The organism is Mycobacterium sp. NGS41 (assembly GCF_059812725.1).
The window spans coordinates 78706-105172 of record NZ_JCALDF010000010.1 but is presented as its reverse complement, the minus strand read 5'-3'; the positions used below and the strand labels follow the sequence as shown (position 1 = coordinate 105172).

The following is a 26467-nucleotide window of genomic DNA, read 5'->3' as shown; positions in this document are numbered from 1 at the left end:
ACAAGTAATTGCAACCGTTCAGGTCCCTATCCTGGAAGGCGTGACCGAGGGCGCGATCGAAGGACAGCAGGAGCCGGCAACGCCGGAGGCTGCTGACGAACCTGCCGATGCCCCCAATACCACTGCCAACGCCAGGCCGGTGGTCATGCTGCTTGGTTCCGACGAGCTCACCTCGGAGCTAGCGGTCGCATTGCGGCGCCTCGGCGCGGAGGTGATCGAACAGTCAACCGACGTCGACGATCTCTCGGCGCAAATCGCCCGGCTGCGAGCGGATTTCGTGGTGACAGGCCCCCAAGCGGTTTCCGTGCCCGGCGTCGAGGACCTCGGAGACCGTACCGAGTTGGTGCCCAGCGCCCGCAGTATCGAACTCACCGCCGACCGCGAAGGCCTGCGCCGCCTGGCCGCCGACCAGCTCGGCTTGCCGACCGCGCCATTCTGGTTCGCCGGATCGGTCGACGAACTCGAGGCAGTTGCCGCGCATGCTGGGTACCCGTTGCTGGTGAAGCCGGTGGTGGGGCCGATTGGCCCGGGCCAGTCGCTGGTGCGGGGGCTAGAAGACATCGCCGCGGCGTGGCAGCGCGCGGTGAGGCATGACCAACCGGAAGCCCAGCATCGGGTGCTGGCCGAAGCGGTGGTTGAAATCGAGGTTCTCGTCACCCTGCTCGCGGTGCGCAGCGAGGGTCCGAAAGGCCCGGCAATCGAGTTTTGCTCACCTATCGGTCATATCGACGAACACGCCAAGGTCGTCGAGTCCTGGCAGCCCCAGAAGATCAGTGCCGCCGCGATGGATGCCGCCAGGTCTGTCGCGGCGCGCATCGTCAAGGCTGTCGGCGGGCGTGGCGTTTTCGGCGTCGAGTTGATGATCAACGGCGACGAGGTGTATTTCTCCGACGTCACCGCCTATCCGCGGGAGAGCGCCTGGGTGACGCTCTGCAGTCAGCGGCTTTCGGCTTTCGACCTGCAAGCCCGGGTCATTCTGGGCCTTCCGGTGGACACCATGATGATTTCGCCGGGCGCCTGCCAGGTGCTGAATCCGGGCTCCCGAATGAGCAGGACCCCTAGCCCGATGCCGGCCGCGCTGGTCGGAGCCCTTGCCGTGCCGGAAAGCGACGTCCGCGTGTTCGGGCAGCTTGACGGCCGCGACGGCACGGGTCCGCTGGCGGTGGCAATGGCCACGGGACCGGATCTGGTGACCGCTCGCGAACGTGCCCGGCGGGCGGCGAGTCGGCTGGATGTGGGAGACTCACGCGGATGAGTTACGCAGGAGATATCACGCCCGAGCAGGCCTGGAAGCTGCTCAGCGACAACCCCGATGCGGTCCTGGTCGACGTGCGAACCGACGCCGAATGGCGCTTCGTCGGTGTGCCCGACTTGTCGAGCCTGGGCCGTGAGGTGGTTTACCTCGAGTGGAACAGTTCCAATGGGCAACGCAATGAGAACTTTCTGAGCGAGCTGAAGGACCGGCTTCCGCCGGCAACCGGTGGCGGAGAGCGGCCGGTGGTTTTCCTGTGCCGCTCGGGGAATCGCTCAATCGGCGCCGCCGAGGTTGCCACCGAGGCGGGCATCGCTCCGGCCTACAACGTGCTGGACGGCTTCGAGGGACAGCTCGACAGCGATGGTCATCGCGGCGGGTCGGGTTGGCGTGCAATCGGTTTGCCCTGGAAACAGGGGTAGCAAGGTTGGGATGGCAATGACTGACCAGCCCTCGGTCCGCACGCCGAAGGCCCTGCCCGACGACGTGAGCCAAGCCACCATCGGTGTGCGTGGCGGGATTTTGCGGTCGGGTTTCGACGAGACCGCCGAGGCGATGTACCTGACGTCCGGCTACGTGTACTCGTCGGCGGCCGTCGCGGAGGAGGCGTTCACCGGCGAGCCGGATCACTTCGTGTACTCGCGCTACGGCAACCCGACGGTGACGATGTTCGAGGAGCGGCTACGCCTGATCGAAGGAGCGCCGGCGGCCTTCGGCACCGCGAGCGGGATGGCCGCGGTGTTCGTCTCGCTGGGCGCGCTGCTGGGCGCCGGTGATCGGTTGGTCGCCTCCCGCAGCCTGTTCGGGTCGTGCTTCGTGGTGTGCAACGAGATCCTGCCGCGTTGGGGAGTGGAGACCGTCTTCGTCGACGGCGATGACCTTTCGCAATGGGAGCAGGCACTGGCCGACCCCTCCAAGCCCACCCGAGCAGTGTTCTTCGAAACACCGTCGAATCCCATGCAGTCGCTGGTGGACATGGCCGCGGTAAGCGATATGGCACACGAGGCTGGCGCAAAAGTGGTGCTGGACAACGTCTTTGCCACGCCCTTGTTGCAGCAGGGCTTTTCATTCGGGGTGGACGTGGTGGTGTATTCGGGCACCAAGCACATCGACGGTCAGGGTCGGGTGCTGGGCGGCGCCATCCTCGGCGACAAGGAGTACATCGACGGTCCGGTGCAAAAGCTGATGCGCCACACCGGCCCGGCGATGAGCGCGTTCAACGCCTGGGTGTTGCTGAAAGGCCTTGAGACGCTGGCGATTCGGGTGGACCACAGCAACGTTTCGGCGCAGCGGATTGCGGAGTTTCTGGAGAGCCATCCGGCAGTGCGCTGGGTGCGTTACCCGTATCTGGTGTCGCACCCGCAGTACGACCTGGCCAAGCGTCAGATGTCCGGCGGCGGAACGGTGCTCACCTTCGAGCTCGACTGCCCGGAAAACAGAGCCAAGCAGCGGGCCTTCGAAATGCTCGACAAGCTGCAGCTGATCGATATCTCCAACAATCTCGGCGACGCCAAATCCCTTGTGACTCACCCGGCGACCACGACTCACCGGGCGATGGGGCCGGAGGGTCGCGCCGCGATCGGGCTGGGCGACGGCGTGGTCCGCATATCGGTCGGACTGGAAAGCACCGACGATCTGATCGCCGATATCGATCAGGCGCTGAGCTGACTATCTAACCGTTCGGGTGTTCTTGGGCGTACTGGATGCCTTGGTTGATCTGGTCGATTGCCTGCTGCACCAGATTTATCGCCTGTTCCCGGTGGCCGCCCTTATTGGGCTCCGCCTGCTGTAGCTCACCCAGGCCCTGTTGGAGATGGTCTCTCGCGCTGAACATGTGCTCTTGAAACGCATACGCGGTGCCGGTGCCCAGGACGCTGAAAGTCGTCGCTGTCACGACTCCGGCGATGGCCAGCCGAACCTTCGAAAGTTGCATGGCAATCCCCCTTTCGAGTGCTGGACGCGGACGCTAACAACTGACAGGGGGGACCGCGGAGGCGACACGCGGACTACACGGTGCCCTGAGCGGAAACCCCCAGGCGGCGTTAAGGTTTCGAGCGGAGCGGCTAACCGGCGTGTTGTTCGGCCTCTTCGGCCTCTTCGGCGGCAGCGAGTGCGCCCTGCCCCTGCGTCTGCGTCATCCAGTTGATCACTGACCGGGCGTAGATCATCTGGCTGGTGATGGCCATCTGGCCGCGACTGCGACCCACGAAGGAAATCCACCAGGAGAACACCGCGGCGATGCGGTTGCGGTGGCCGACCAGGTAATACAAGTGCAGTACCAGCCAGGCCAGCCAGGCGAAGTAGCCGCCGAACTCCAGCTTGCCGACCTGTGCGACGGCGCTGTTCCGCGAGATCGTCGCCATGCTGCCCTTATTGAAGTACTTGAACGGCTCGCGGTTGGCGGGGTCGTCTTTGCCTTTGACGGTTTTCTTGATCACCTTGGTGGCGTAGTGCGCGCCCTGGAGCGCGCCCTGCGCCATCCCGGGTACCCCGGGCACGGACATCAGATCGCCGACGACAAAGACGTGCGGGTGCCCCTTGACGGTGAGGTCGGGTTCGACGATCACGCGTCCGGCGCGATCGGTCTCGGTCCCGTCGGATTGTTCGGCGACCATCTTGCCCAACGAGCTGGCCTGGACGCCGGCCGCCCACACCTTGCAAGCGCATTCGATGCGGCGTTCAGTTACTTCCGAGCCGTCCTTCTCCTTGACGGTGATGCCTTTGTAGTCGACGGCGCTCACCATCGCGTTGAGCTGAATCTCGACATCCATCTTCTCCAGCCGCCGCTGCGCCTTTTGACCCAACTTCGGGCCCATCGGTGGCAACACCGCGGGCGCGGCATCGAGCAGGATCACCCGGCAGTCGGTGGGTGTAATGGTCCTGAACGCGCCGGCGAGCGTGCGCTCGGCCAGTTCGACGATCTGGCCGGCCACCTCGACGCCGGTCGGTCCGGCACCGACGACGACGAACGTCAGGCGCCGCTCCCGCTCGGCCGGGTCGGTGGTCACTTCGGCGGCCTCGAACGCACCGAGGATGCGGCCGCGCAGCTCCAGCGCGTCGTCGATGGTCTTCATACCGGGCGCGAAGGTGGCGAACTCGTCGTTGCCGAAGTAGGACTGCTGCGCGCCGGCGGCGACGATCAGACTGTCGTACGGTGTCACCGTCTCCATGTCCATCAGCTTCGATGTGACCGTCTTCGTCTTCAGGTCGATCGCGTTGACCTCGCCCAGCAGAACCCGCACGTTCTTCTGTTTGCGCAGGATCAGCCGGGTAGTTGGGGCGATGTCGCCTTCCGACAAAATTCCCGTAGCCACCTGGTACAGCAGCGGTTGGAACAGGTGCGTGGTGGTCTTCGAGATCAGAGTGACGTCGACGTCGGCTCGTTTGAGCGACCTGGCCGCTGTCAGCCCGCCGAACCCGCTTCCGATGACGACGACGTGATGGCGCCTCACGACAGCTGGAGGCTCGCTGGATTGGGTCATACCTGTCCCTTCTGATCCCTATCGGCCCTATGGGCTCTCAGTCTCCGCAGCGCATCTCCACCGTACGACGACACCTGGGCCGGCGTCGCCTATATCTCGGCGAGCAGACGCAAAAGCCCCTCCACGCTCGGCGTGTCGGGGGCTTTTGCGTCTGCTCGCGCCACCATTGCGCGCATCGGATCACTGTGCGGTGGAACCCATTTCGCGTATCCGCTTGAGCGAGAACCGTGCGGCGAGCGTCGACACGGTCGGCGAGAGACGGTCCAGGTACCAAAACACCTTCCACCACGCTGGCACCACAATGATTGCGTCTCCACGCAACACGGCACGAAGGGAGCGCTCGGCGAACTTTTCCGGTGCCAGCGGTCGGGCCGGCTCCCAGAACTTGAGTAATGCCTCGTCGCTGTGGCCGGGCATTATCATCCGTCCGTATTTGCCGCCGGTCAGAATCGGGGTCCGGACCGCGCCCGGACACAGCACCGACACTCGCACGCCGTGGCGCTCAGCCTCCACCCGCAGCGCCCTCGAGAGCCCGACGACGGCGTATTTGGTGGCGGTGTAGCTCACGGAGCCGGGAGCGGCGAGAAGACCAGCCATGGACGCCGTGTTCACGATGTGGCCCGATCGCTGCCCGATCATGACCGGATATACCGCTTGGATGCCGTGCGCCACGCCGCGCAGGTTCACGTCGAACACGTCGTTCCAGTCGTCGAGCGTGTACGAGTCCACCTCGCCGCCTACCCCGATACCGGCATTGTTGAACAGGTAGTCGATCCGGCCGGACTGCTGCACCGCCTCGGCGACGGCTCGCTCGAACGATGGATAGTTGCGCACATCGAGTTCGATCGCGTACGTCTTTGCGCCGCCGCTGTTCAGGCGTTGCGCCAGTTCCTGCGCCGCGTCGAGTTGCCGATCGGCGATCCAGACCTCGGCGCCCCCGTCGGCCAACTTGGTGGCCAGCGCGGCGCCGATGCCGGACGCGCCGCCGGTGACGAATGCGATCTTCCCCGAGAGGCTCACGGCCAGACGGACGCGTAGTTGCGGTAGTTCGCGTCGGGCACGCTGCAGAAGTCCGAAGCCGTGCCGGCGAGCAGAACGTAATACGTTTCGGGGCGGTGGTTTTCGCCGGACGTGGGGTAGCTCCAGCCGTTATTGCACATCGACGTTGCTCCGCCCGCAGCGGCACTGGGCCAATTGGACCTGACGCAGTCGGTCAGCGCGTCGACCTCCGCAGTGGCGCTTTTGGCGATCACCAGCATCGCGCCTCCCCAATGACCGTCGGCCCGACGGTAGGCCCGCGCCCCGAATCCGGCGTTGTCCTTCTGGCAGCCCAGCGCTCGCTGCAGCAACTGGAAGGGCGCCGCGAGCCGGGCGTCGGTAACCCCGGCCGCGGCGTTGATGAACGCGGCCGCGTCCGACCCTTCCACCTCTTGGATCTCGGGATTGTTGCGGCTGGTCAGCTGCAGCGCAATGCGCCCCTGAGAGTCGGCATCACCGCCGCCGATGATCGGTCCGCCGCCGCTGGAAGTCATCGGCGGCAACGTGACGTCGGGATCACCGCCCGCCGTGGGCATCCCGCCCGCGGGGGCCAGGAAAGCGCCCAGGGACAGCCCGCATGCCGCCACACCCACACCGATCCGGTAAGCCATAACTTCCATGTCTATCCCTTCGGCGGCATCAATGAGGGCATTATTCGCCGCGCAGCTTCATTCCGGTAGCTCGGCGGCGCGTTTGATTCGTGTCAGCGTCTCGTGGATGCCCCGATTCATCTGGCGTCCGCGGGGCACGAACATCTCGAGCGTCCTGTTGGCGACCGAGCACCACAGAAACTCGAAGGATTCGGTGAGAGCCGTGCCGCTGGACGAAGGTTTCATCATATAGCGCCAACGGGTTTCGTGCCGGCCGGTGCGGCTGCTGAGGGTGGTGAAGGCGAACTCCCGGCCGCAGTCGGCGACGTCGACCATGGCAGTGCGTTGCCAGCGGTACCCGCGAATTCTGTTGTAGCCCCGAAATCTTGCCCCGGGTTCCGCTTTCGTCGCGCCGTCCAACCACTCGCACCGGTAGCATTCCGGACTCCATTCGCCCATGCGGGTGATGTCGGCGACGAGGTCGTACACCACCCCTGGCGGCGCCGCGATCTCGATACTCGCCCGCCCACTCTGCGGTGTCGGCATTGAAGCTCCTCTCAGCCGATCAGGTGTGGGTAGTCCGCGCGGCGGCCCGGGCTAATTAGCGCGTTGAGCAGGTGGCCGGTCTGCAGCCGGATGTACTCGTCGACGGTGTAGATCGCACCGAAGTGCCAGTGCTTGAGCGCCCACCCGTGCCCCAGCAGGATAATGTCGAAGACGGTGAGATCGACGTCGACGTCGCGAAATACGCCCGCGCCGATGCCGGACTCGATCGCCGCGCGAAGTGGTGTGGCAGTGGCGATTTCGAGTTCCTTGATCTGCGCACGGCCGGCCGGTCCCAGGGTTCGGCTCTCCCGGTAGGTCAGCACCACCGCGTCGAGGTTCTCATCGACGATCTGGATGTAGCGACGGATGCCGGCGGCCAACCGCTCGACGGCGTCGTCGCCCGCGGCGTCCATGACCGGCGCCAGTTGATCGCGGTACACATCCAAAATCTGCACAATCGTGGCGAGCAGCAGGTCTTCTTTGCCGCCAAAGTACTTGTAGATCAAGCCAACACTGACGTTGGCCTCGGCGGCCAGATCCTGCATGGACATTTGGTGGAACCCGGTCTTGCCCATGACCTTGACCGCCGCATCGAGCACCTGCCTGCGCCGTGAGCTGGTCCGGGCCGCGCGCACCGCCTCCTCGACGGGAAGCTGACTGTAGTCGATGGTCATGTTCCGCCTCAGATGCCCAGGTCTTTGGCGATGATCGACTTCATGATCTCGTTGGTTCCGCCGTAAATCGTCTGAATGCGCGCGTCGATGAACGCGCGAGACACCCGGTACTCTCGCATGTAGCCGTACCCGCCGTGCAGTTGCAGGCAGCGGTCAGCCGTACGCAGCTGAAGGTCGGTGGTCCACCATTTCAGTCGCGCGGCTCGTGCTGCGGTCAGTTCACCCACAAGATGCTCGGCGATGCAGTCGTCGAGATACGTTCGGGCGATATCGATCTCGGTAGCCAGCTCGGCGAGCACGAATTGGCTGTTCTGAAAACTCGCAATCGGCGAGCCGAACGCATTCCGTTGCCGGACGTAGTCGAGCGTCTCGGCCAATATGCTCTCGGCAGCGGCCACCGCGCCCACGCCCAGGGCGAGACGCTCCTGCGGCAAGTTCTGCATCAGCTGGTAGAAGCCCCGGCCCTCTTCTTCGAGCAGATTCGCGACGGGCACCCGCATATCGGTAAAGGTGAGCTCGCTGGTGTCCTGGGCATGCAGACCGATCTTCTCCAGATTGCGGCCGCGGATAAAGCCCGGCGTATCCCCGTCCACCACCAGAAGTGACAGCCCCTTGTGGCGATCCGGCGACGTCCGCACCGCGATCACGAACAGATTTCCGCTCTGCCCGTTGGAGATAAACGTCTTGGCGCCGTTGACGATGTAACAGTCGCCGCCACGCACCGCCGTCGTGCGGATCCCGGCCAGGTCGCTGCCGGTGCCGGGTTCGGTCATCGCGATGCCGAGCACGGTCTCGCCGGTCACCACGCCGGGCAGCCACCGTTGTTGCTGTTCGGGTGTCGTCAAATCGGTGAGGTAGGGGAGCACGACGTCGTTCTGCAGATTGAAGGCGATGGTCTCGGCCGCCGCACCGGCCCGCTGCAGTTCGTCGGTGACGATCGCGTTGTAGCGAAAGTCGTTCACTCCCGGGCCGCCGAGCTGCTGCGGCACCGAAAAGCCAAGCAGTCCAAGCTTCCCGGCCTCAAGAAACAGCGATCGGTCCCAGCAGCCTTCCTTCTCCCACCTCTCGTGCGCCGGAATGACCGTCTGCGCCACGAAATCTTTTACCAGTTGCCGGAACTGGTGATGCTCGGGTGTGTACTCCAGCCGCGTCGCCATCGGATAACCCCTGTCAGCGGAAAGCGGCCAAGTCGGTGAAGGCCTGGCCCAGGACGAGCTGGTGCATCTCAGGTGTGCCCTCATACGTCAGTACCGATTCGAGGTTGACCATGTGCCTGATCACGGGGTACTCCAGCGATATCCCATTGCCGCCCAGTATCGTTCGGGCCGCCCGACAGATCTTGATCGCCTCACGGGTGTTGTTGAGCTTGCCGAAGCTGACCTGATCGGGCCGCAGGCCCACACCATCTTTGAGCCTGCCGAGGTGCAGCGACAGCAGCTGACCCTTGTGCAGTTCGACCGCCATGTCGACGAGTTTGGCCTGCGTCAGCTGGAATCCGGCGATCGGACGGCCGAACTGGGTGCGCTGCATCGCGTAGTCGAGCGCGGATTGCCACGCCGACCGCGCCGCGCCCATCGATCCCCAGATGATCCCGTAGCGCGCCTCGGACAGACACGACAGCGGACCCTTGAGGCCGAGCGCCTCTGGCAGCATCGCCTCGGCAGGCAGTCGCACGTCGTCGAGTACCAGCTCACTGGTGATCGACGCCCGCAGCGACAGCTTGTGGTGAATGGTGTTGGCGGCAAAACCCGCAGTATCGGTGGGGACGACGAATCCGCGGATCCCGCCGTCGGTGTCCGCCCACACGATGGCGACATCGGCGACCGAGCCGTTGGTGATCCACATCTTGCGGCCGTTGATGATCCAGTCCGAACCATCCTGTCGCGCCCGGGTTTTCATCGCGGCTGGGTCGGACCCGGCGTCGGGTTCGGTCAGGCCGAAGCACCCGATCAGGTCGCCGGTGGCCATGCCGGGCAGCCACTGCTGCTTCTGCTCCTCGGAGCCGAAATTCCAGATCGCGAACATCGCCAGCGAGCCCTGCACTGAGACCATGGACCGCACCCCGGAGTCGGCGGCCTCCAGTTCTACGCAGGCCAGGCCGTAATGCACTGCCGAAGAGCCGCCGCAACCGTAGCCCTCCAGGTGCATGCCAAGCAGGCCGAGCTCACCGAACTGCTTGGCGAGTTCGCGGACTACCGGAAGGTCGCCGGCCTCGAACCAATCCGCCACATACGGCGTGACATGTTCGGCGCAGAACTTCCTGACGGTTTCGCGCACCGCGATTTCATCGTCTGACAGAGACGCGTCCAGTCCAAGCGGATCGTAGGGGTCGAACGTCGGTGGTGCCTGTGTGCTCATATATAAGCCCGCCCTGTGAATAGGCATTCATTCCCGACGAATGTAAGTTCACCCCGGCGGCGGGGTCAAGGATTCGCGGTAGTCTCGCTGCATGTCATCGCGGCGCGGGCCGGCGTGGCTGAGCGCCGACATCCTTGGTGTGCTGCTGTTCTGCGTGCTGGGGCGCCGCAGTCACGACGAAGGAGTCAACATCAGCGGCATCGCGTCGACCGCATGGCCGTTCCTGTCCGGAACCGTCGTCGGCTGGTTGGCGTCGCGCGCCTGGCGACGGCCCACCGCCGTGGTCCCGACCGGGATGATCGTGTGGCTGTGCACTGTTGTTGTCGGCATGCTGTTGCGCAAGGCCAGTTCGGCGGGGGTGGCGGCGAGCTTCGTCGTGGTGGCCTCGTGCGTCACCGCCGTGCTGCTGCTTGGTTGGCGAGCGGGCGCTGAGGTTGTCGTACGACGCCGGTCGGACAGCTGACGGGGCCAGCTGGTGCGGACAGACAACGACACGTGGGGTCCGACAACCGGTGTCGGAATGACGGCGACCTTCGGCGCGGCCGCCAGAGCGGTGGCCAGCAACAAAGGCCTGATCCAGGATCCGTTCGCGGAGCCGTTGGTCCGCGCCGTCGGGGTGAAGTACTTCATCCGATTGGTCGAGAACCAGGTCTACGCCGACGACGGCGACGGCAACGCCCGCATGACCGGCCTGATGAACGTCCTGGTGGCCCACACCCGGTTCGTGGACCAATTCCTCGCCGCCGCAGGCAGGGCCGGCATTCGACAAGTGGTGATCCTGGCCGCCGGTCTTGACACTCGTCCGTATCGGCTGTGGTGGCCGCCCGGGACCACGGTGTATGAGGTCGATCAGCCGGAAGTCGTCGACTTCAAGACCGAGGTGCTACGCGGGTTGGGCGCCAAGGTGACCGCGAACCGGTGCGCGGTCGGCGTCGATCTGCGTCAGGACTGGCTGGCGGCGCTACAGCGGGTCGGTTTCGACAGTGCGCAACGCACGGTGTGGATTGCCGAGCAGCTACTGGTGGGGTATCTGCCGCCCGACGGACAGGATCGGTTGCTGAGCGATATCACGGCGGTGAGCATTCCCGGCAGCCGGCTGGCGGCCGATCACACGCCCACCTGGACGCCGTTGCAGATGGAGGAGGGGCGGAGCTTTGTCGACCTCTGGCGGCAGGACGGCCTGGAAGTCGACTTGGCCATGCTGACCTACCCGGGCGAATACAACCATGTCCCAGAGTATTTGGCGTCTCACGGATGGCAGACGACCGAGCGGACCGTCGTCGAAATGCGCGCCGCCATCGGGATGCCGACTCGCCGTCCCATCCGGCGCCGTGACCTGGCGGTCATACCCAGGTATGTCACGGCAGTGCGGGTTTAGAGCGGGTTTGGCTATGTATCCAGCCAGCCAGTCCACCCCGGGTGATCAGCTCACTTTTGTGTCCGCCGACCTGGACGACCCAGTGGCACAGCCCTTATTGACGGAACTGGCCGTCGAGTACGCGGAGCGCTACGGCGGCACGTCGCAAACGTATCTGGACTGGATGCGCGGCGGCCCGGCCGATGAGTTCGTGCCACCTGACGGCGGGATGCTGATCGGTCTTCTGGACGGACGCCCGGTCACCGGTGGCGCGTTCTGCAGATTCGACGCCCACACCGCTGAGCTCAAGCGGGTCTGGACGCATCGCGAGTATCGGCGCCGAAAATATGCGATGGCGTTGTTGGCCGAGCTGGAGGGCGAGATCGCGGTCCGCGGCTACCGGAAGATCTACCTGATAACCGGCGATCGCCAGCCCGAAGCCGAGAAGCTGTATCAGACCGCCGGATACGTCCGTCTCGCCAAGCCGCTGCCTTCCCGGGGGCCGGTCCTGCCCATCGCGTTTGAAAAAGGCCTGGCATGACCGCCGAGTTGCATCTGGGTGTCGCGCTGGACGGATACGGCTGGGACCCACAGGCCTGGCGGGTCACAGGTGGCGACCGCTCGTCGGTGCTCAGCGGACCGTACTGGGCCGAACTCGCGGCCACCGCCGAGCGTGGACTGCTCGATTTCCTCACCATCGATGACACCCTGATGCCTCAACCCGGTCGCCGTGAGCGGATCGATCCACGGCGGCTGGCCGGTCGCCCCGACGCCGTGTTGGTGGCGGCTCGCATCGCACCGGCGACCCGCCATATCGGATTGATCCCGGTGGCCACCGTCACCCACACCGAGCCGTTCCACGTCTCGAAAGCCATTGCCACCCTTGACTATGTGTCGCATGGCCGCGCAGGCTGGCAGGCCCGGGTCAGCGTGACCGCTCACGAGGCGGCGTTGTTCGGCCGCCGGGAGGTATCCGAGATCGCCTTGTTCGGCGCGGCTTTCGAAGAGGCAAGAGACCACGTCGAGGTGGTGCGGCGGTTATGGGACAGTTGGGAGGAAGACGCGCTGATCCGCGATGTGGCCACCGGGCGCTACGTCGACCGCGACAAACTGCACTACATCGACTTCACCGGAAAGTACTTCAGCGTCAAGGGGCCGTCGATCACACCACGGCCGCCGCAGGGCCAGCCGGTGGTGGCGGCGCTGGCCCATGCCGGCCCGGTCTACGAATTCGCCGCCGTCAGCGCCGATGTCGTCTTCATTACGCCCACTGATGATTCCTCGCTGCACGGCATTCTCGACGAGGTGCGTGCTGCGGGCGGCGGTCACTTGAAAGTCTTTGCCGACGTGGTGGTCTCCTTCAGCGGAGATGCCGACTTTCGCTCCGATGCACTGGTGTTCAGCGGCAGCGCAACGGATTTGGCGGACATGCTGTTGGATTGGCAGCGGATCGGCATCGACGGCGCGCGGCTGCGCCCAGCGGTCAATGCCACCGATCTCCCGGTGATCGTCGACGAGGTGGTGCCGCTGCTGCAGCGGGCCGGACGGCTCCGCACGACCTATCGGGACGGCGAAACCTTGCGGGAACGGCTCGGCCTGCCGATAGCACCTAACCGATACGCGGGGGTGAACCGGTGATCCCGCTGTCGATTCTGGATCTGGCGCCGATCAGCGCGGGCAGCGATGCCGCGACGGCCCTGCGCAACACCATCGACCTGGCGCAGCGTGCCGAAGGGTGGGGTTTCCGTCGATTCTGGATCGCCGAGCATCATTTCGTCGGAGTCGCCAGCTCGTCGCCGGCGGTGCTGGTCGGGCAAATCGCGGCTGCTACCAACAAGATTCGGGTGGGCTCGGCTGCCGTCCAGCTGAGTCACACCACGGCCGCCGCGGTGGTCGAAAGTTTCGGGATGCTGGAAGCCTTCTATCCGGGCCGCATCGACTTGGGTGTCGGACGAGGGCAGCGACGCGACACCGGGTTCAAGCCCAAGCCGCCGTCGGCCACGTCGCGTCCCCCGCGGCGATGGCACGAGGTCGACGGTGTAGTGATTCCGCTGCCGTTCGATCTGCGCGGACTCCTCGACAAGGAGCGGGTGCAGGCGACCATGGGGATCTTGCAACAACCCGAGGCGGTGGCGCCCGACTTCGCCGATCAGCTCGGCGACATCATCGCGATGCTCGAAGGCACTTACGAGGTCGAGGGTTTCGACGTGCACGCGGTGCCGGGGGAGCGATCCGGGCTGAAGCCGTGGGTCTTTGGCAGCACCAGGGGGCAAAGTGCAAGGGTGGCAGGTGCCCGCGGGTTGCCATTCGTCGCGAGCTATCACATCACGCCGGCGACCGCGTTGGAAGCCATTGAGGCGTACCGTAGTTCCTTCGTCCCGTCGGCCGCCCTGGAGCGGCCATACATCGTGGTCTCTGCCGACATCGTCGTTGCCGACGACAGTGCCACCGCCAGGGAGCTGGCCGCCGGATATGGGCAGTGGGTTTACTCCATCCGGACCGGGGTTGGGGCCGTGCCCTATCCGGCTCCCGACGACTGCCCACCGCTCACCGACGAACAACTGCCGGTGGTCAAAGACCGGCTCGAAACGCAATTCGTCGGCAATCCGGATGAAGTAGCAGAACGGCTATCGGCGTTGCAACGCCTTACCGACGCCGACGAGCTCGTCGTCACCTCGGTGACCCACCGTCACGAAGACCGGCTGCGTTCCCATGAGCTGATCGCGCAGCGATGGGGTCTGAGCCCGTGAGTCGCAAGCCGATTCATCTGGCGGCCCATTTTCCGGGTGTCAACAACACCACCGTGTGGACGGATCCCGCCGCGGGGAGCCAGATCGAATTCGACTCGTTCGTGCACCTCGCCCGCACCGCCGAACGCGGACTGTTCGACTTCTTCTTCCTGGCCGAAGGGCTGCGACTGCGCGAGCATCGCGGACGGATCTACGACCTCGACGTGGTGGGCCGGCCAGACACTTTCACCGTGCTGGCGGCGCTGGCCGGAGTTACCGACCGGATCGGCCTCACCGGCACCATCAACACCACCTTCAACGAACCGTTCGAAGTGGCAAGGCAATTCGCCACGCTAGATCATCTGTCCGGCGGCCGGGCCGGCTGGAACATCGTCACCTCGTCGGATGCGTTCACGGGGGCAAACTTTCGGCGCGGCGGTTTTCTCGACCATGCCGACCGATACCAGCGGGCCGAGGAGTTTCTCACGGTGGCCCGCGGGTTTTGGGACAGCTGGGAACCCGGCGCGGTGCTGGCCGATGTCGAAAATGGGGTCTACGTCGACCCGGATCGCATTCGGAGTGTCGAGCATTCGGGTCCTCAGTTCGACGTGCGCGGGTTCGCGACGCTACCGGCGGGGCCGCAGGGCCATCCGGTGCTGTTACAGGCGGGCGACTCTCCGGAGGGCCGGGCTTTTGGCGCCCGGCACGCCGACGCGTTGTTCACGCTGCACGGGTCGCTTCAAGACGGTCAGCGCTACTACGCCGACGTCAAGGGCCGAGCGGAGTCCTACGGTCGAGACCCCAACCAGCTCAAGGTTTTTCCGGCTGCGACGTTCGTCATCGGCGACACCGCCGAGGATGCGCAGGACAAGGCACGGCACATCCGCTATCAACAGGTCAGCGGCGCAACGGCGATCGCGATGCTCGAGCAGGTGTGGGGTCGCGACCTGTCGGGCTACGACCCTGATGGGCCACTACCCGACGTCGACCCGGTGGTCGACAGCAACATAACCCAGGGCCGCGTTCGACACGGCGACCCCGTTGCGGTGGCCCGCCGCTACCGCGAACGCGCCCAAGCGGAGAACCTGTCGATCCGGGAATTGGTCATCGCCGTCACCAGCAGACAGCAGTTCGTCGGGACCGCCGCGCAGATCGCCGACGAGATCGACCGCTACGTCCAGGCCGATGCCTGCGACGGGTTCATCCTGGTGCCGCACCTGACGCCGCACGGCCTGGACGAGTTCGTCGACCGGGTGGTGCCGTTGCTCCAGGAGCGTGGCGCGTTTCGCACTGCCTATACCGGTGACACGCTGCGGGAGCATCTGCGGCTCGACGGCGAATAGCCGCCGAAGGCGTTGGGTGTGCATTGACGGCTTCGCGTGTGCATCTACGGCGTTCGGTGTGAATTCATGGCGTTCGCTGTGAACGTGGGGCGTGGATCGGGGCTTGGATTACGCCCAGGCTGCACGCGCAACGCCCAGGTTTCACGCTCGAAGCCCAGGCTTCACACGCAAGCTTGGATTCAGCTGGCCAGCGCGGTCGCGGCCTCGGTGGCCTCGCGGATCGGGCCGCGCCACACGTCGCCGTGACCGGGCAGCAGTATCTCGGTTTCCACCAGCGCCAGCGCGTCCAGGCTGCGCAGACAGCTTTGCTGGCTGTGGCTGAACACTGCCGGTAGCAGCTGCGGCCCAGGGCGCCTCAGCAAAGGATGGCCGGTGATCAGCGCGTCGCCGCTGACCAGTACGCCGTCGACCAGATACGAGCAATGCCCACTGGTGTGCCCCGGGGTGAAAATCGGCATCGGGTGGCCGGGCAGCCCCGCCGAAGTCTCGGCGGTGAGTGGGAGGGCGGTCGGTATGCCGTCGCGGATCAGACCGCCATTGCGAACCACATGAATACCCCACTTCGCCCACCGGGGTCGCCATATACGTAGCGCGATGTCGAAAACCGACACCTGCTCGAGGTACTCCCGCTTGGCGTGACCCACCTCGTCGGCATGGCAGTACACCGGTGTGCGGTATTGGTTGGCGAACCAGATCGCCGAGCCCAGGTGGTCGATGTGCGCATGGGTCAGCAGGATTGCGCGCACGTCGCTGGGGTCGTGGCCGAGTTTGCGCAACGAGTCCAGCACGTCTTGGCGGTCGCCGGGATAGCCGGCGTCGATCAGCATTACGCCGGTGCCGTCGCGGACCAGCACCCAATTGACCGCGCTGCCCCGGACGAAATGCACGAGGTCGGTGACCTGGAACAGAGTCGGCGCCTTGAACCGATCGGCCATGCCCGAGAGTCTAAGTTCGTCGGCGGCGACCCGCTGCGCCCGGCTCCGATCACCACAGGAGTAGAAAGAATGGGTGGCTGAACTGAAACTTGGATACAAGGCATCTGCTGAGCAATTCGCACCGCGCGAGCTCGTCGAACTCGCGGTAGCGGCCGAAGCTCACGGCATGGACAGCGCGACCGTCAGCGACCACTTCCAACCGTGGCGGCACAAGGGCGGACATGCTCCGTTCTCGTTGGCGTGGATGACCGCCGTCGGCGAGCGTACCGAGCGGATCGTGCTCGGAACCTCGGTGCTCACGCCCACTTTTCGTTACAACCCGGCCGTCATCGCGCAGGCCTTTGCGACCATGAGCTGCCTATACCCGAACCGGGTGTTTCTCGGCGTGGGCACCGGGGAGGCGCTGAACGAGATCGCCACCGGGTATGAGGGCGCCTGGCCGGAGTTCAAGGAGCGGTTCGCCCGCCTGCGCGAATCGGTGCGGCTGATGCGGGAGCTGTGGCGCGGCGACCGCGTCGACTTCGACGGCGAGTACTACCGCCTCAAAGGCGCGTCGATCTACGACGTCCCCGAGGGCGGAGTGCCCGTGTACATCGCGGCGGGTGGTCCGGCGGTGGCCAAATACGCCGGACGCGCCGGCGACGGGTTCATCTGCACCTCCGGCAAGGGCGAGGAGCTGTATACCGAAAAGCTGATTCCCGCTGTCTCAGAAGGGGCTGTGGGCGCGGGCCGATCTGTGGACGACATCGACAAGATGATCGAAATCAAGATCTCCTACGACCCCGATCCCGAGCTGGCCCTGAACAACACCCGATTCTGGGCGCCGCTGTCGCTGACGGCCGAGCAGAAGCACAGCATCGACGACCCGATCGAGATGGAAAAGGCCGCCGACGCGCTGCCGATCGAGCAGATCGCCAAGCGTTGGATCGTGGCATCTGACCCCGACGAGGCGGTCGAAAAGGTCGGTCAATACGTGACGTGGGGCCTCAACCACCTGGTCTTCCACGCGCCCGGTCATGACCAGCGCCGGTTCTTGGAGCTGTTCCAGAAAGACTTGGCGCCCAGGCTGCGGCGGCTGGGCTGAACGACAGGTGCCCAGCTCTGGGATCTACATCGCCGCAACCGAACCCGCGTGCGGCAAGTCGACGATCGCACTGGGGATTCTGCACCAGCTGACCGCGACTGTCGCCAAAGTCGGTGTCTTCCGGCCCATTACGCGAGCGGGCGAGGACCGCGACTACGTCTTGGAACTGCTGTTGGCGCACACGTCCGCGGGCCTGTCGTATGAACAGTGCGTCGGCGTTACCTACGCGGAACTGCACGCCGACAGCGACGCCGCGATCGTCAGCATCGTCGACTCGTATCATGCTATGGCGCAGCACTGTGATGCGGTGGTGATCGTCGGCAGCGACTACACCGACGTGACGAGCCCGGCAGAGCTTTCGTTCAACGCCCGGATCGCAGTCAACCTCGGTGCGCCAGTGCTACTGGCGGTAAGCGGCAGAGGCCGCAGCGCCGACGAGGTCGCCGCCGTCGTCGGGGTCTGTCTGGGCGAGTTGGCCGCGCGGCGCGCCCATACCGCCGCGGTGGTGGCCAACCGTTGCGACCCGACGCAGTTGGACGCCGTAGCAAAGGCATTGGCCGCCTTCGCCCCATGCAGCTATGTGCTGCCCGAAGAGCCGCTCCTCTCGGCGCCGACGGTGGCCGATCTGGAGCAGGCCGTGAACGGGACGCCGGTCAGCGGTGACGCCGAGCTGCGTGACCGTGAGGTGATGGGCGTGATGGTCGCCGGGATGACCGCCGACCACGTGCTGGAAAGGCTGCGTGACGGGATCGCGGTCATCACCCCGGGCGACCGCTCAGACGTCGTGCTTGCCGTCACCAGCGCGCATGCGGCGCAAGGATTTCCGACGCTGTCCTGCATCATTCTCAACGGCGGCTTCGAGCTGCACCCGTCGATCGCGGCATTGGTTTCCGGGCTGCGACTGAGGTTGCCGATCATCGCGACCACGCTGGGTACCTACGACACGGCCAGCGCTGCCGCCTCGGCTCGCGGGCGGGTCACGGCAAGCTCGCAGCGCAAGATCGACACCGCGCTGCAGTTGATGGAACGGCACGTCGACATCGCGGACCTGTTGGCACAACTCGCAATTCCGATCCCGACGGTCACCACGCCGCAGATGTTCACCTACCGGCTGACCCAGCAGGCTCGTTCGGACCGCAAGCACATCGTTCTGCCCGAAGGCGACGACGATCGCATCCTCAAGTCGGCCGGACGAGTCCTGCAACGCGGTGTCGCTGACCTGACCATCTTGGGCGACGAGGATCAAATCCGGTTGCGCGCAGCAGAACTCGGGGTCGACTTGAGCAACGTGAAGGTCGCCAACCCGGCCGCCAGTGAGTTGCGTGACAAGTTTGCCGACCAGTACGCGGAATTACGCAAGGTAAAAGGCGTCACCGTTGAACAGGCACGCGAGATCATGCGTGACGTCTCGTATTTCGGCACCATGCTGGTGTACAACGGCATGGTCGACGGCATGGTGTCCGGTGCGGCGCATACCACCGCGCATACGGTCCGTCCAGCGTTCGAGATCATCAGGACCGTTCCCGACGTCTCCACCGTGTCCAGTATTTTCCTGATGTGTCTGCCCGATCGGGTGCTAGCGTACGGCGATTGCGCAATCGTCCCGAACCCGACTCCAGAGCAGCTCGCCGACATCGCCATCTCTTCGGCGCGCACTGCCGCGCAGTTCGGCATCGAGCCGCGCGTGGCCATGCTGTCGTATTCCACCGGCGAATCGGGTACCGGCGCGGATGTCGACAAGGTCAGGGAGGCAACGCAGTTGGTGCGGTCGCGGGATCCGCAGCTGCCGGTCGAGGGGCCCATTCAGTACGACGCCGCGGTCGAACCGTCGGTCGCGGCAACCAAGATGCGTGATTCGCCGGTGGCCGGTCACGCGACGGTGCTGATATTCCCCGATCTGAACACCGGCAACAACACCTATAAGGCGGTGCAGCGGACCGCTGGGGCGATCGCGATTGGGCCGGTACTGCAAGGCTTGCGTAAGCCGGTGAACGACCTGTCGAGGGGTGCCCTGGTCGAGGACATCGTCAACACCGTTGCCATTACTGCGATTCAGGCGCAGGGTGTTCATGGCTGACCGTTTGGTGCTGGTGATCAACTCCGGCTCGTCGTCGCTGAAGTACCAACTGGTCGAGCCTGACTCGGGCACATCACGCGCCGGCGGCTTGGTGGAGCGGATCGGCGAAGAATCGTCACCCGTTGCCGATCACGACGCGGCACTGCGCCGCGCGTTCGACGAGCTGACCGATGCCGGATACGATTTGAAAGCCGTCGGCCTGGCAGCGGTCGGGCATCGAGTAGTGCACGGCGGCAAGCGGTTTTATCGGCCGACGCTGCTGGACGACACGGTGATCGCCGAACTCGGCGAGCTGTCGGAACTGGCACCGCTGCACAATCCCCCCGCGATCAAGGGAATCGAGGTGGCGCGGAAGTTGCTGCCCGATATTCCGCATATCGCGGTGTTCGACACGGCATTCTTCCACGACCTGCCGCCCGCGGCCGCTACCTACGCCATCGACCGGGAATTGGCGGAGCGATGGGACATCCGCCGCTACGGATTCCACGGCACGTCGCACGAGTATGTCAGCCAGCAGGCCGCAGCCTTCCTCAGCAGGCCGTTGGACAGCGTGAATCAGATTGTGCTGCATCTGGGTAACGGTGCGTCGGCTTCGGCTGTGGTGGGTGGGCGGCCGGTCGAAACATCAATGGGCTTAACGCCGTTGGAAGGCTTGGTGATGGGCACCCGCAGCGGTGACATCGACGCGGGTGTTTACAGCTACCTGTGGCGCACCGCGAAGATGGGCGTGGACGAGATCGAGTCGATGCTGAACAAGCGGTCCGGTGTGTTGGGGCTTTGCGGAGAGCGGGACTTTCGACGGCTGCACAAGATGATCGAATCTGGCGACAATGCAGCGCAATTGGCGTATGACGTGTTTATCCATCGTTTGCGCAAGTACGTCGGGGCTTATCTTGCGGTGTTGGGGCATACCGATGTAATCAGCTTCACCGCGGGCATCGGCGAAAATGCTGCCGCGGTGCGTTGGGATGCGCTGGCTGGCCTAGAGGAACTCGGCATCGTGTTGGATGAGGACCGCAATCTAAGCTCGGAGCGCGGTGCGCGCCGCATCTCGCACGACGACTCACGGATCGCCGTGCTGGTTGTCCCGACCAACGAAGAGCTGGCCATCGCCCGCGACTGTGTCCAGCTGCTGTCTCTGTAGGCGGTCGAATGCGCTTGTCGTTCACTGCTTCGTGGCGACGAACGTTCCTTGGCAAGGACCCCAATCGGCTACGCCGTCGTGGATGACGGTGCGGCCGCCTTCGGTGGCGAAGACACCCCGTGTCGTTAGCTTGCCGTCGGTGACCACGAACGATCCATCGACGTTCAAGGGGCCCGTCCCACCAAAGAAGGTCAGGGTGTTGCCTTGATGAGTGTCGGCGCGGACAGGTTTGTCAGGCACAGCACGCATTGCATCGATCCCATAACAGGTGTAGACGAGGAAGTGAACCAAGTAGGTGCCGTCAATCGTCGATTGGGGCCCTTGTCCGGTAGTGGGCGTAGCCGGTGCGCCTTGGGGTGGCGGGACAGGCCCGGTGTGCGCGGTGTCGCGAGCGCCGGTGGTTCCGGCGGGCCGGTTGAAGGGTTTCCCGGTGACGACGTCGACGAGCACGAAGTTCGTGATGCCCGCCTTACCGGGTTGGACCGCGGCCAGGGCGTCGGGGTTGTACCCGGCCCATTGTGTGCCGACGGGTTTCGGATCGCCCGTCAGTGGGGCCGGGGCGGTCAGCGGGTTGCCGCAATAGCAACGTGCCCGCGGTACGCCGTGGGTGTCGACGAAAACTGCCGTGCCCGTTTGGAAGACCGATTGCAGCGTGGTGGGATGTGTTCCGTCGAACCCGTGGTTGGTGACCCGGGTGTCCAGCCGCAGCACGGTGGGCGTCAGTTCGCGCAGGTAGGTGGGGATGTCGGCGGCGGCAAGCGGGTGTCCGCCGCTCCAGTACAGCGAAGGGTCGGTATTGAGGGCCTCGACAAACGCACTGGCCTGGGCAGGGTGGCTTCCGAGAAAGTCGATCATCTTGTCGCGATCGCATTCGGCGTTGTTCATGGTGCCGCCGTAGAGGCCGTCGCGGTCACCGGGCAGCGGCTGGGTGGTCACGGGCCCGTTGCCATGGGGCTGCAGGGTGGGCGGAGGTTGGGTATTGGCCGGCGGAGCCGAAGCCGCGGGGGGCATGAATGCGTTGGCCCCGGGATCAGTGGCCGCGGTGAGTACCAACTCAGTAGTCGGCTTGGGCGACAGGACATTATGCAGCAGCAGGGCGGCGCCTGCGACCACGACGACGAGGACCACCGCCGCCGCGATCAACCATTTGCGCTTTGATCGGGTCGGCGTTGGCGCTGCGCCCGAGTGCACGGGTAGAACCTGCGGGTGCGGTGGGGTGGGAGCTGCTCCGGTCGAGGCTCCATTGAGCGCCCGTCGCGCGGCAGCCGCCAGCTCACCGGCGCTCTGATAGCGCTGGTCGGGCTTCTTGGCCATGCCGGTCGCGATGACCCCATCAAATCCCTGCGGGATGGCGGGATTGGAGTCGGTGGGTTTAGGGGGATCCAGAGTCAGGTGCGCGACGACCTGTTGTTCCATGCTGTCCCCACCGAAAGGTTGGGCACCAGTCAGGCATTCGTACAGCACACATGCCAGCGCGTAGACATCGGAGCGGGCGTCACCGCCACCGGATTCCAGGCGCTCAGGGGACATGTAGGCAAACGTGCCCACGATGGAGCCGGTCTGAGTCAACTTGGTGGCCGCGGCGTCGTGGGCGATGCCGAAATCGATCAGGTACACGAAGTCTTTGCGGGTGACCAATGCGTTGGAGGGCTTGACATCGCGGTGCACCAGTCCGGCTTCGTGAGCGGCATCCAGCGCGGCGGCCAGTTGCTCGATCACCTGCACGGCCCGCTGCGGGCTCATGGCGCCGTCACGCTGCAGCAGCGTGTGCACGTCGACGCCTTCGATGATCGGCATCACTAGATACAGGCGCCCGTCGATTTCGCCGGTGTCATGAATCGGGATGATGTGCGGTTCATTCAGCCGGGCCGCGATGTGGGCTTCGCGACGAAAACGTTCCCGGTAGCCGGGTTCGGCGCCCAACTCGGGCGGCAGCACCTTGACCGCTACATCGCGTTCGATTTCGGTGTCATGGGCTTTGTACACCTTGCCCATGCCGCCCTCGCCGATCAGCGACAGCAGCCGATAGCGGCCGAACACCACCTCATCCATGGGCCAGCCTTTCGGACGAGCCAACGAGCATCGATAGGTGTCCGGATTCTATCCCGCCTATGAGTTACACATTTGCTTCTTCGGATTTCTATGTGCGCGAGATTGGCGTCGCAGACCTACAGGAAGCCGAGCGCGGTCCGGCCGGCTCCGACGGACGGCGTCGGATCCGTCCCGACAGTGCGCGACAAGAGCTCGTAGTAGATATCGCGAAAGTCGGTGCTGTACTTCAGATCTCCATGGTCGAGGTCGGTGAGGCTCGGTTCGTCGCCGTAGAAGCCGCCCTTGACGGGCACGCCCGCCACGAAGACCGGCCCGGCGGTACCGTGGTCGGTGCCCTGCGACGCATTAGCCCTGACCCTGCGCCCGAATTCCGAATACGCCATCAGTACAACGTTCTTGCCGCATGGATCCCCAGCCATCTCCTGCAGGAACTTGGTCACGGCCTCGTCGAGAGTGTGCAGCAGACGCTGCTGGACTATGCGCTCGACTGCGTGTGTGTCGAACCCGCCGAGCTGCACGGTGTAAACCCGCGTCGGGACTCTGGCCCGCACGGCGGCGGCCACCATGCTGAGTTGGGCAACTAGCGAATCGTGCTCGCTGGCAGTCGTTTTGATCGATGCGAACGACTTGTTGGTGGTACGTGCGGCGCGGTAGGCCTTACGCACCGCGGCCATGGCGGGGGTGTCACCTGGGTCCTCGGTACCCAGCGCCGCCATGATCGAATCGAATCTGTTGGCCTGGCGCTCGGGCACGTGCGCTGTGGAAAGAGCTGCTGCCGTGTGCTTTTCGCCGACCGCGAGGGTGGGCAGGACCGGGCCGATGTTGACCGCGCGCAGTGGATCGTCGCCAGTGGCGTCGAGCCAGCGGCCGATCCAGCCGCTGGAGACGGGCTGGGCCGGTGACGCCGTCTGCCAGATGTCCATGGACCGGAAGTGGCTGTGATCGGGTTTGGGATAGCCGGCGCCGCGCACGATGGCCAGCTGCCGCTGGTTCCACAGTTGGGCCAGACCGCGCATTGCCGGGTTGAGTCCGAGCTGTGCGTCGAGATGCAAAACATCGCCCGGGGCATAGGCAAGCTCCGGACGTGCGTCGTGATAAGCGTTGTCGGCGTAGGGGATCAGGGTGTTGATTCCGTCGTTTCCCCCGTAGAGCGTGACGATCACCAGTACGCCGGCGTCGTCGGGCAGCGGCCGTTCTTGGGCTGCTCGCAACAAGTCGGACCAATTGACCGCCACGGCCCCAGACAGCAGGCCGGCTGCGCCGACGCCCGCGCTGGCGATCAGGAATCTGCGTCGATTGAGTTCAGCCGTCATGACGTCAGGTACTCCGGTGTATTGACGGCGGCCACGACAAGTTGCTGCGGCTTATGCACTAGCGGTTTGAGCGCCTCGACGGTCCGGTCCGACCAAGCGCCGACACCGATCACATAGCCGACCGCGTCGATCCGATCGGCTGCGGCGGCACTTTCGACACGGGACAGGTCGGCGCTGCGAGCCAATTGGGTCACGGCGCGCAGCCGCGCCTGGGCGCTTGCGGTGGACAGCCAGACCTCGCCGTGCGGCCAGCCGCCGACGCTCGGCGGGTAGAACGGGCGCTGTCCCAGCGCTCTCAACGTCGCCTCGACCGTCTTGACGTGGACGGGGTTGTCGAGCGAAACCCGCAACGCGCGGACCACGCCGACCAGCCATTCGATCGGGGTGTTCACGACCGTGTTCCTGCCAGTAGTGAACTCGTCGTCGGTGAGGATCGCTCGGGTCAGCGCGCGCAGGTTGCGGCCCGGCCCGTAGGCGGAGACCAGCCGGTCGAGCAGTTGCGCAGACGGCGGTTCGTCGGACGCCAACTGTTGCCACAGCCGTCCCGCGACATATTCGGCCGACTTCGGTTGAGCCAGGACGGCATCGCAGAACCCCGCGGCATCGAAATTGCCGGTGCGGCCGAACAGCGTCTTGGCCGTGGAGTCATGGCGTTTGGGGCTCACCGAGGTTCGGCCGTCGAGGCTGATAGTCCATCCGGTCAGTGCTCGCGCGCCGGCGCGCACGTCGTCCTCGGTGTAGCCGTTGCCGTGGCCCAGTGCGAACAGTTCCATGAATTCCCGAGCGAGGTTTTCATTGGGCGCCTTGGCGGTATTGGTCTGCCCGTCGAGCCAGCGCAACATCGCGGCGTCGGTCAGCATGCTGTACGCCAGGCTTCGGAAATCGCCCAGCGAAAGGGTGCGCAGCTTCTGATTCTGCGCGGCCATGTAAGCCACCAACCGGACCTTCTGCGCGGAAGTGGCAAAGTGGTTGTGCCACAACAGGGTCAGCTTTTCGTGGAACGGCTGCTGGACGGCGACCATGCGCCGCAGCCACCAGGCCGACAGCGTGCCGCTCTGCAGGGCAAGTTTGCGGCCGAACTCTTTGCGGGCCGCGGGGGTTGCCCGCTTGCCCGGTTGGCTGGGCTGGGTCAGTGCGGGTATCGGGGTGGCGACCGCGCCGCGGTCGGCGTCGGGGTTCGCGCTCAACATGGCGTCGACGTAAGACGGCCAGTCCGCTGCGACCACCGCGTCGACCTCGGGGCCTGTCGCTCCGAACCCCGCTCGTCGCAGCACGCGGGCCGTGGCGATCCACCGCGCCGACTGTCCGCCCATGCTTTGAGTGTGCACATCAATCTTTGAATTAGCTGTGGATAGGCGAATACATTTGCTGCGGGTTTCGTGCGATTCTGCCCGGCGTGCAGGAACCATTCATCGGCAGTGAGGCGCTGGAGCGTGGCGTCTTGGGCCGCCATCAATTGCGTACGCGATACCGCGCTTTGTTGCCCAACGTCTACCTGTCGGCACAGGGGCAACCGTCCCTCGAACAGCGCATCGCCGCCGCTTGGTTATGGTCGCGAGGCAGGGCGACCGTCGCAGGTGCGGCCGCTGCAGCACTACATGGCACCAAGTGGATTCCGAATGAAGTCCCAGTTGAGTTGATTTGCGTCAACTCCCGGCCGCCGCGAGGTGTCCTGACGCGGCGTTGCTTGCTGTTGGATGGCGAAGCGCAGCTGATGGACGGCCGGTCGGTCACCACGCCAGAGCGCACTGCCTTCGATATCGGCCGGCGCGGAGCCATCCACTCGGCAGTTGCCCGGTTGGATGCATTGGCGGCCACAACGGGTTTCAAGGTCGAGGACGTTCTTCAGGTTGCGCGAGGCCACCCCCGTTCGCCCGGCTTGCGGCGGTTGGAGACCGCGCTCGAGCTCATCGACGCCGGCGCACAATCTCCCAGGGAGAGCTACCTTCGGCTGCTCCTCATCGAAGCCGGATTCCCGCGGCCGCAGACCCAGATACCGGTGTTCGGTGGGGACGGTGTTCCAGTCGCTTACATCGACTTGGGCTGGGAGGAGTACATGGTCGGCGTCGAATATGAAGGTCAACAACATCAGACTGACCGGGGGCGGTATGTCGAGGACATTCAGCGGCTGGAGATGCTCGAGCAGATGGGATGGCTCATCGTCCGGGTCGTCGCCGAGAATCACCGCCCCGATATCGTGCGCCGAGTTCGAGTGGCCTTGCTTGAACGGGGTTGGAGTGGCAGCTAAGGGCCGTCGAGTGTGAGCGTACGGATTTGGTTGTGAGACTACGGCTTTGGGTGTGCATGTAGGGCGGGATTCAGAGCAGGTCGCCGCCCAGGATTCACGCCCAACGCCGACGATTCACGGGCCAAGGTCCCCGGGATCGGGCGTGAGTGTACGGCTTTCGTTGTGAAGCTACGGCTTTCGGTGTGCACGTAGGGCGGGATTCAGAGCAGATCGCCGCCGAGGCTTCACGCTCAACGCCGACGATT

Annotated in this window: 25 protein-coding genes; 13 read left to right on the top strand and 12 right to left on the bottom strand. The window is 65.1% G+C overall.

Annotated elements, in window-relative coordinates; all coding sequences use genetic code 11:
* Positions 1–40: 40 nt before the first annotated feature.
* From purT to AC5Y21_RS12170, 3 genes are read left to right on the top strand one after another with little or no spacing between them, the layout of a single operon-like run.
* Complete coding sequence (gene purT, locus AC5Y21_RS12180; protein WP_499912561.1) at positions 41–1255, top strand: formate-dependent phosphoribosylglycinamide formyltransferase; 1215 nt, start codon at positions 41–43, stop codon at positions 1253–1255.
* A complete protein-coding gene (locus AC5Y21_RS12175) occupies positions 1252–1674 on the top strand; it encodes a rhodanese-like domain-containing protein (protein ID WP_499912559.1) in 423 nt (140 codons plus the stop codon). Before purT ends, AC5Y21_RS12175 begins: the two co-directional genes overlap by 4 nt.
* Positions 1675–1690: 16 nt before the next feature.
* A complete protein-coding gene (locus tag AC5Y21_RS12170; protein WP_499912557.1) occupies positions 1691–2920 on the top strand; it encodes an O-succinylhomoserine sulfhydrylase in 1230 nt (409 codons plus the stop codon).
* 4 nt (positions 2921–2924) lie between these two features.
* Here AC5Y21_RS12170 and AC5Y21_RS12165 read toward each other — a convergent pair whose 3' ends face one another.
* From AC5Y21_RS12165 to AC5Y21_RS12130, 8 genes are all read right to left on the bottom strand, one after another.
* The gene (locus tag AC5Y21_RS12165) at positions 2925–3185 is read right to left on the bottom strand and encodes a hypothetical protein (protein WP_499912555.1); all 261 of its coding nucleotides are present in this window, start codon (positions 3183–3185) and stop codon (positions 2925–2927) included.
* Between the two features lie 130 nt (positions 3186–3315).
* Complete coding sequence (locus AC5Y21_RS12160; RefSeq protein ID WP_499912554.1) at positions 3316–4734, bottom strand: NAD(P)/FAD-dependent oxidoreductase; 1419 nt, start codon at positions 4732–4734, stop codon at positions 3316–3318.
* Between the two features lie 180 nt (positions 4735–4914).
* The gene (locus AC5Y21_RS12155; protein WP_499912667.1) at positions 4915–5760 is read right to left on the bottom strand and encodes an SDR family NAD(P)-dependent oxidoreductase; all 846 of its coding nucleotides are present in this window, start codon (positions 5758–5760) and stop codon (positions 4915–4917) included.
* Positions 5751–6392, bottom strand: coding sequence for a hypothetical protein (locus AC5Y21_RS12150; RefSeq protein WP_499912552.1), 642 nt, complete (start codon positions 6390–6392; stop codon positions 5751–5753). Before AC5Y21_RS12150 ends, AC5Y21_RS12155 begins: the two co-directional genes overlap by 10 nt.
* Before the next feature lie 48 nt (positions 6393–6440).
* Complete coding sequence (locus tag AC5Y21_RS12145; RefSeq protein WP_499912550.1) at positions 6441–6908, bottom strand: SRPBCC family protein; 468 nt, start codon at positions 6906–6908, stop codon at positions 6441–6443.
* 11 nt (positions 6909–6919) lie between these two features.
* Positions 6920–7582, bottom strand: coding sequence for a TetR/AcrR family transcriptional regulator (locus AC5Y21_RS12140; RefSeq protein WP_499912548.1), 663 nt, complete (start codon positions 7580–7582; stop codon positions 6920–6922).
* A gap of 8 nt (positions 7583–7590) precedes the next feature.
* On the bottom strand, positions 7591–8739 hold the full coding sequence (locus tag AC5Y21_RS12135) for an acyl-CoA dehydrogenase family protein (RefSeq protein ID WP_499912546.1): 1149 nt from the start codon (positions 8737–8739) through the stop codon (positions 7591–7593).
* Between the two features lie 13 nt (positions 8740–8752).
* Positions 8753–9940: an acyl-CoA dehydrogenase gene (locus tag AC5Y21_RS12130; protein ID WP_499912544.1), complete on the bottom strand. Its 1188-nt coding sequence runs from the start codon at positions 9938–9940 to the stop codon at positions 8753–8755.
* Positions 9941–10031: 91 nt separating this feature from the next.
* On the opposite strand from AC5Y21_RS12130, the gene AC5Y21_RS12125 reads away from it, so the two are divergent.
* The 6 genes from AC5Y21_RS12125 to AC5Y21_RS12100 are packed head-to-tail and all read left to right on the top strand — an operon-like array spanning position 10032 to position 15369.
* Entirely contained in the window at positions 10032–10403 is a 372-nt protein-coding gene (locus AC5Y21_RS12125) for a DUF3054 domain-containing protein (RefSeq protein WP_499912543.1), read from the top strand.
* A gap of 57 nt (positions 10404–10460) precedes the next feature.
* Positions 10461–11318 carry an SAM-dependent methyltransferase gene (locus AC5Y21_RS12120; protein ID WP_499912541.1) on the top strand — a complete coding sequence of 286 codons (858 nt, stop codon included), beginning with the start codon at positions 10461–10463 and terminating at the stop codon, positions 11316–11318.
* A 13-nt stretch (positions 11319–11331) separates the two neighbouring features.
* Complete coding sequence (locus tag AC5Y21_RS12115; RefSeq protein WP_499912538.1) at positions 11332–11838, top strand: GNAT family N-acetyltransferase; 507 nt, start codon at positions 11332–11334, stop codon at positions 11836–11838.
* Positions 11835–12935, top strand: a complete 1101-nt coding sequence (locus AC5Y21_RS12110; protein ID WP_499912536.1) for an LLM class flavin-dependent oxidoreductase — start codon at positions 11835–11837, stop codon at positions 12933–12935. The genes AC5Y21_RS12115 and AC5Y21_RS12110 overlap by 4 nt, the downstream gene beginning before the upstream one ends.
* Positions 12932–14047, top strand: coding sequence for an LLM class flavin-dependent oxidoreductase (locus tag AC5Y21_RS12105; protein WP_499912533.1), 1116 nt, complete (start codon positions 12932–12934; stop codon positions 14045–14047). The genes AC5Y21_RS12110 and AC5Y21_RS12105 overlap by 4 nt, the downstream gene beginning before the upstream one ends.
* Positions 14029–15369: an NtaA/DmoA family FMN-dependent monooxygenase gene (locus AC5Y21_RS12100; protein WP_499912531.1), complete on the top strand. Its 1341-nt coding sequence runs from the start codon at positions 14029–14031 to the stop codon at positions 15367–15369. The genes AC5Y21_RS12105 and AC5Y21_RS12100 overlap by 19 nt, the downstream gene beginning before the upstream one ends.
* A 179-nt stretch (positions 15370–15548) precedes the next feature.
* Here AC5Y21_RS12100 and AC5Y21_RS12095 read toward each other — a convergent pair whose 3' ends face one another.
* Positions 15549–16304 carry an MBL fold metallo-hydrolase gene (locus AC5Y21_RS12095; RefSeq protein ID WP_499912529.1) on the bottom strand — a complete coding sequence of 252 codons (756 nt, stop codon included), beginning with the start codon at positions 16302–16304 and terminating at the stop codon, positions 15549–15551.
* 73 nt (positions 16305–16377) lie between these two features.
* On the opposite strand from AC5Y21_RS12095, the gene fgd reads away from it, so the two are divergent.
* The 3 genes from fgd to AC5Y21_RS12080 are packed head-to-tail and all read left to right on the top strand — an operon-like array spanning position 16378 to position 20609.
* Positions 16378–17388: a glucose-6-phosphate dehydrogenase (coenzyme-F420) gene (gene fgd / locus AC5Y21_RS12090; protein WP_499912527.1), complete on the top strand. Its 1011-nt coding sequence runs from the start codon at positions 16378–16380 to the stop codon at positions 17386–17388.
* A gap of 7 nt (positions 17389–17395) precedes the next feature.
* Positions 17396–19465, top strand: a complete 2070-nt coding sequence (gene pta, locus AC5Y21_RS12085; RefSeq protein WP_499912525.1) for a phosphate acetyltransferase — start codon at positions 17396–17398, stop codon at positions 19463–19465.
* Complete coding sequence (locus AC5Y21_RS12080; RefSeq protein WP_499912524.1) at positions 19458–20609, top strand: acetate kinase; 1152 nt, start codon at positions 19458–19460, stop codon at positions 20607–20609. The genes pta and AC5Y21_RS12080 overlap by 8 nt, the downstream gene beginning before the upstream one ends.
* A 21-nt stretch (positions 20610–20630) precedes the next feature.
* On the opposite strand, the gene AC5Y21_RS12075 is transcribed toward AC5Y21_RS12080, so the two are convergent.
* The 3 genes from AC5Y21_RS12075 to AC5Y21_RS12065 form a co-directional block, all read right to left on the bottom strand.
* Positions 20631–22661, bottom strand: coding sequence for a DUF6777 domain-containing protein (locus AC5Y21_RS12075; RefSeq protein WP_499912522.1), 2031 nt, complete (start codon positions 22659–22661; stop codon positions 20631–20633).
* Positions 22662–22777: 116 nt separating this feature from the next.
* Positions 22778–23974 carry a DUF1501 domain-containing protein gene (locus AC5Y21_RS12070; protein WP_499912520.1) on the bottom strand — a complete coding sequence of 399 codons (1197 nt, stop codon included), beginning with the start codon at positions 23972–23974 and terminating at the stop codon, positions 22778–22780.
* Positions 23971–25287 carry a DUF1800 domain-containing protein gene (locus AC5Y21_RS12065; RefSeq protein ID WP_499912519.1) on the bottom strand — a complete coding sequence of 439 codons (1317 nt, stop codon included), beginning with the start codon at positions 25285–25287 and terminating at the stop codon, positions 23971–23973. Before AC5Y21_RS12065 ends, AC5Y21_RS12070 begins: the two co-directional genes overlap by 4 nt.
* 83 nt (positions 25288–25370) lie before the next feature.
* Between AC5Y21_RS12065 and AC5Y21_RS12060 the strand changes: the two genes are divergently transcribed.
* Entirely contained in the window at positions 25371–26222 is an 852-nt protein-coding gene (locus tag AC5Y21_RS12060) for a type IV toxin-antitoxin system AbiEi family antitoxin (protein WP_499912517.1), read from the top strand.
* The last annotated feature ends 245 nt before the right edge of the window (positions 26223–26467 follow it).

Excerpts from the sequence above, each read along its gene's own strand:
- AC5Y21_RS12120 (WP_499912541.1), top strand. The coding sequence starts at position 10,461 with ATGACGGCGACCTTCGGCGCGGCCGCCAGAGCGGTGGCCAGCAACAAA.
- AC5Y21_RS12145 (WP_499912550.1), bottom strand. The coding sequence starts at position 6,908 with ATGCCGACACCGCAGAGTGGGCGGGCGAGTATCGAGATCGCGGCGCCG.
- AC5Y21_RS12135 (WP_499912546.1), bottom strand. The coding sequence starts at position 8,739 with ATGGCGACGCGGCTGGAGTACACACCCGAGCATCACCAGTTCCGGCAA.
- AC5Y21_RS12080 (WP_499912524.1), top strand. The coding sequence starts at position 19,458 with ATGGCTGACCGTTTGGTGCTGGTGATCAACTCCGGCTCGTCGTCGCTG.
- AC5Y21_RS12170 (WP_499912557.1), top strand. The coding sequence starts at position 1,691 with ATGACTGACCAGCCCTCGGTCCGCACGCCGAAGGCCCTGCCCGACGAC.
- AC5Y21_RS12100 (WP_499912531.1), top strand. The coding sequence starts at position 14,029 with ATGGGGTCTGAGCCCGTGAGTCGCAAGCCGATTCATCTGGCGGCCCAT.
- AC5Y21_RS12160 (WP_499912554.1), bottom strand. The coding sequence starts at position 4,734 with ATGACCCAATCCAGCGAGCCTCCAGCTGTCGTGAGGCGCCATCACGTC.
- AC5Y21_RS12175 (WP_499912559.1), top strand. The coding sequence starts at position 1,252 with ATGAGTTACGCAGGAGATATCACGCCCGAGCAGGCCTGGAAGCTGCTC.
- AC5Y21_RS12065 (WP_499912519.1), bottom strand. The coding sequence starts at position 25,287 with ATGGGCGGACAGTCGGCGCGGTGGATCGCCACGGCCCGCGTGCTGCGA.
- AC5Y21_RS12125 (WP_499912543.1), top strand. The coding sequence starts at position 10,032 with ATGTCATCGCGGCGCGGGCCGGCGTGGCTGAGCGCCGACATCCTTGGT.
- AC5Y21_RS12075 (WP_499912522.1), bottom strand. The coding sequence starts at position 22,661 with ATGGATGAGGTGGTGTTCGGCCGCTATCGGCTGCTGTCGCTGATCGGC.
- AC5Y21_RS12115 (WP_499912538.1), top strand. The coding sequence starts at position 11,332 with ATGTATCCAGCCAGCCAGTCCACCCCGGGTGATCAGCTCACTTTTGTG.
- AC5Y21_RS12150 (WP_499912552.1), bottom strand. The coding sequence starts at position 6,392 with ATGGAAGTTATGGCTTACCGGATCGGTGTGGGTGTGGCGGCATGCGGG.
- AC5Y21_RS12165 (WP_499912555.1), bottom strand. The coding sequence starts at position 3,185 with ATGCAACTTTCGAAGGTTCGGCTGGCCATCGCCGGAGTCGTGACAGCG.
- AC5Y21_RS12110 (WP_499912536.1), top strand. The coding sequence starts at position 11,835 with ATGACCGCCGAGTTGCATCTGGGTGTCGCGCTGGACGGATACGGCTGG.
- AC5Y21_RS12095 (WP_499912529.1), bottom strand. The coding sequence starts at position 16,304 with ATGGCCGATCGGTTCAAGGCGCCGACTCTGTTCCAGGTCACCGACCTC.
- AC5Y21_RS12130 (WP_499912544.1), bottom strand. The coding sequence starts at position 9,940 with ATGAGCACACAGGCACCACCGACGTTCGACCCCTACGATCCGCTTGGA.
- AC5Y21_RS12140 (WP_499912548.1), bottom strand. The coding sequence starts at position 7,582 with ATGACCATCGACTACAGTCAGCTTCCCGTCGAGGAGGCGGTGCGCGCG.
- AC5Y21_RS12070 (WP_499912520.1), bottom strand. The coding sequence starts at position 23,974 with ATGACGGCTGAACTCAATCGACGCAGATTCCTGATCGCCAGCGCGGGC.